The organism is Nostoc cycadae WK-1, from assembly GCF_002897135.1.
Lineage (GTDB): Bacteria > Cyanobacteriota > Cyanobacteriia > Cyanobacteriales > Nostocaceae > Nostoc_B.
The window spans coordinates 1-3,519 of the sequence record NZ_DF978467.1 but is presented as its reverse complement, the minus strand read 5'-3'; the positions used below and the strand labels follow the sequence as shown (position 1 = coordinate 3,519).

The window sequence follows — 3,519 nt, the reverse complement described above, 5'->3', positions numbered from 1 at the left end:
AAATAACAATTGCGTATGCAAAATCTATAATTGCGTACGCCGAAATAACAAATGGGTACGCCGAAATAACAATTGCGTACGCCGAAATAACAATTGCGTACGCCGAAATAACAAATGAGTTCGCCGAAATAACAATTGCGTATGCAATATCTATAATTGCGTAAGCAGAAATAACAAATGGGTACGCCAAAATAACAATTGCGTATGCAAAATCTATAATTGCGTACGCCGAAATAATTTCTCCTCCGCCCCCCTGCGGTCTATTTGGATCAAACTTAAAGTGAAACGGTATCAGATATGTTAGGAAAATTTAAAAGCTTGAATGCAAGGGATAGTAAGACTTTTCCTTCTGCCTTCTGCCTCCTGCCTCCTGCCTTTAAAAAGAGAGGGTGAGGGATATCAAAATACTAAAACCTTAACCAAACCGTATCGGGAAAAGACGATTCTGTTGTGTAGCATAAGACTATGCGCCAATAGCATCAGCCTACACCATGCCAACTATCACTATTCGAGAAGAATCGCCAACAGAAGGTGGATTTAATGCCATTCTTAATTTTGATGGAAGAGGAGATTATCTAGTAAAAATTACCGACCCCTTTACACCCAAGGTAGAAAAACAACTAGAGTGGTATTTTGAAGACTGGTTGATGTTTCCCCTGCTGGATACGGTGAAGGCAGAAGCAGCAGCAGTTAGTATTAAAACTTATGGCGAAGAGTTATTTAACCAAGTTTTTCGGTTTTATTTTAATGCTTATGGCGAATATCAACGCCTGCGAAGTAATTTAAGTCAATTACAAATTGAAATTGTTGGTAAAACACCAGAATTTCAAGCACTGCATTGGGAAGCCCTGCGAGATCCAGATTTACCTTATCCCCTAGCAGTGAATTGCGTGATGGTGCGGAAGAGTAACCAACCAGCACCCATCTATGCGGATGTGCAAACTTCCCCCACGATTAATTTGTTAGTAGTGGTGGCGCGTCCCGATGAAGAACAAGACGTAGGTTATCGGACAATTTCTCGCCCGTTGCTGGAGTTGATTGAAAATAGCCACTTGCGGGTGAATGTAGAATTACTGCGTCCGGGGACTTACCAAGCTTTATCTGATCATTTGGAAGCCAAAGGCGCGGGATATTACCATGTCATCCATTTAGATTGTCATGGGGCGCTGATGACTTATGAACAGATACAACAACCAAGCAAACCCGGACGCTATTTATATCAAGGGCGCTATGGGCGGAATGATTGGCAGAAATTTGACGGTTTGAGGGCGTTTTTAGCTTTTGAGGGCGAGACTCAAGGAAAAGTTGATTTAGTCGAGGCGCAGGAGTTAGCAGATTTGCTGACAGGGAAGGGAATTCCCGTTTGTATTCTCAATGCTTGTCAGTCAGGAAAGCAGGTGAAGAACGACAACCCCGACGAAGATATCCGGGAAACCAGCTTGGGAAGTCGGTTAATGACGGCGGGAATGCAGATGGTAGTGGCGATGGGGTATTCTGTCACCGTGTCGGCGGCTAAGTTGATGATGGCACAGCTTTATGAGCATTTATTTAATAACAAACCCATCACTGAAGCGATTCGCTTGAGTCGACGGGAATTATTCAATAATAAATCACGCAAAGCTTATATTAAGTCAATTGATTTAGAAGATTGGTTGCTACCTGTGGTGTATTGCAATCGGACAGTGAATTTTAATTTACGCCAATTTACACCAGAAGAAGAAGAAAAATATTGGGAAACTTTTGGCAGTCAGTATCGCTTCCCCTTGCCAGAGTATGGTTTTGTCGGGCGGGATTTAGAAATTCTCAAAATTGAGAAAGCTGTACTCAGGCAGAATATTTTATTGTTGCAGGGAATGGGGGGAACAGGCAAAACTACCCTGTTAAATTATCTGCGGGAATGGTGGCAACGCACCAATTTTGTCAGGAATGTTTTTTATTTTGGCTATGACGAAAAGGCGTGGACACTCACACAAATTTTGCATGAAATTGGTAAGCAGGTATATGGCAAATTTGAACAAGCCCAGTTTCAAGCGATGAATCAGGCGGCGCAGGTACAAAAATTAGTCGCAAAACTGCGGGCTGAATCTTACGCCTTGATTTTAGACAACTTAGAATCGGTGACAGGGCAACAACTGGCAATTCAAAATACTTTACCAGAGACAGAACGCAATCAAATCCGCGATTTTTTAGGGCAGTTGCAAGGTGGAAATACCAAAGTTATTTTAGGTTCCCGCAGTCGGGAAGATTGGTTACAAGCTACCACATTTAAACACAATATTTATGAGTTGCGCGGCTTAGATAAAGAAGCCCGGACGGAATTAGCAGAGAAAATTTTAGAACGGAATTTACCTCAAAACAAGATTGCTGGTATTCGCCAAGATGGGGATTTTCAGAAATTGATGAATTTGTTAGCAGGTTATCCCTTAGCAATGCAAGTTGTGTTAGCAAATTTGCAAAAGCAATCACCACAGGAGATTTTGCAGGGGTTGCAAGCTGGCGATGTGGATTTAGATACGGGGAGTGAAGATAAGACTAAAAGTATTTTGCAGTGTGTAGAATATTCTCACAGTAATTTATCACTATCAGCGCAAAAATTGCTGTTGTGTTTGACTCAGTTTAGTAAGTTTATTGACACATCAGATATTCCCAATTATGTCAAGCAATTACAAAGTTTTGAGCCATTAAAAGATTATCATTTTGATAAATTCAGTGATGCAATTCAAGAGGCGATTAACTGGGGTTTGCTTTCACCAATTGATGAAGAATCACGCTTATTGACGATTCAACCTGTTTTACCCTATTTTTTGAAGACTAAGTTAGATACTCTGGATGAAGCAACTCGTGCAGCTTTGCGTGAGGGATTTAAAAACCACTATCAAGGTTTGGCAAATTCTTATAACAGGTGGATGAATTCTAAAGATGCTCAACAACGCCAACTGGGTATAATTTTCTGCCGGCTGGAATATGAAAATCTCTACAATGCGTTGCAGATTTGTTTAGAAAAGCAAGAAAGTATCAGTATATATTTTTGTTTAGATAAATACTTTGAATTAATTAATGATAACCAAAGCAACCTGAAGTTAGCTGAAAACGTTTATCGGTTGGTTGAAAACTATCCACCAGCATTTATACAAAGTGAAAATGGTTATGAAATAGTTGTTGCGATTGATTTACTAGCAAATAGTTACTTACAAATGCAACAGTATCAAGAAGCTAAACAATCATACGAGAGAAAACTAAATATACTAGAAAATATTAAAAACCTAGAATTGAGCAGTAAGAAACTCTCTATTGCCAGCACCTACCACCAGTTGGGAAGAGTTGCCCAAGAATTGCGGGAATTTGAATAAGCACGGCGCAATTATCAACAGGATTTGGATCTTTTAATCGACTATTGTGATCGCTATAATTATGCCAGCACCTACCACCAGTTGGGAATAGTTGCCCAAGTAGTGCCGGACTTTGAATCCGCAGGGCGCAATTATCAACAGGCTTCAGGTATCAACATCGAATAAAGTG

Annotated in this window: 1 pseudogene; it reads left to right on the top strand. The window is 40.4% G+C overall.

The features are described from left to right. Positions 1-491 precede the first annotated feature (491 nt). A pseudogene (locus NCWK1_RS28815) lies at positions 492-3,512 on the top strand (CHAT domain-containing protein); the annotation flags it as partial. Positions 3,513-3,519: the final 7 nt, after the last annotated feature.